Source organism: Nostoc sp., from assembly GCF_036917515.1.
Lineage (GTDB): Bacteria > Cyanobacteriota > Cyanobacteriia > Cyanobacteriales > Nostocaceae > Nostoc.
The window spans coordinates 1-948 of record NZ_JBALDE010000048.1 but is presented as its reverse complement, the minus strand read 5'-3'; the positions used below and the strand labels follow the sequence as shown (position 1 = coordinate 948).

Sequence of the window (948 nt, the reverse complement as noted above, 5' to 3'; positions counted from 1 at the left end):
GTTCAGGTGATTCCTCAGCAGGTTATCGAAGACCAACAACCGCGTAACTTAATTGGGATACTCTCAAATGCTGGCGTTGTCCAAAATAATTTTTCATCTCGAATTGCAGACACTTTTTCTATTCGAGGTTTTAGAGCCAGAAACGTTTATAGAAACGGTGTCAAAGACCGCTTTGCAGATGTTGCTGCTCTTTCAAGTTCGCTGACAAATATAGATAGAGTAGAAGTTGTTAGAGGACCAAACTCTGTAATTTATGGTCAAGTCAATCCCGGTGGGATCATTAATGTAGTTACTAAAAAGCCTTTGAGTCAGCCTTACTATGCTTTAGAGGTAAGGCGTGGTGCTTATGAACTTTTTCAACCTTCACTTGACCTTTCTGGGCCTGTGACAAAAGATGGCAGTCTGTCGTATCGTTTAAACACTTCTTACAGAACCACAGAAGACTTTACTGATTTTTATAATGAAAAGCGTTTTTTCGTTTCGCCTGTTGTTAATTGGCGTATAGGGAAAAATACAAATCTAACTTTTGATTCAGAATATGAAGACACACAGCAGTCGCTAGGTACTGGTTTGGAGCAGATTGCTAGTGCAACTATACTTCCTAACCCAAATGGCAAAATCCCTATTAACCGTTTTTTAGGGGAACCGACTGATTTCTTTAACCGCCAGCTTCATAGATATAATTACAATCTAGAACATCGCTTTAACGATAACTGGTCTATTAGTAATTCATTTCAAGCTGCATTTTTAACCCTTGATTTACGTGAAACATCTGTCACCAGTCTACTGGAAGCAGACAACCGCACTGTCGAAAGAGATCTGACTACTTTTCCAAAGCCAACAGAGTATGAAGCTTATACAATAGATACTCATGTTATTGGTGATTTTAACACTGGTAATATAAAACATAAACTTTTGGTGGGGTTTGACTTATTTAGACAAACCCGA

Annotated in this window: 1 protein-coding gene; it reads left to right on the top strand. The window is 38.5% G+C overall.

The features are described 5' to 3' along the window. Positions 1-948: TonB-dependent siderophore receptor (locus V7K89_RS05940; RefSeq protein WP_335185240.1), on the top strand; the 948-nt coding region annotated here is incomplete at both ends.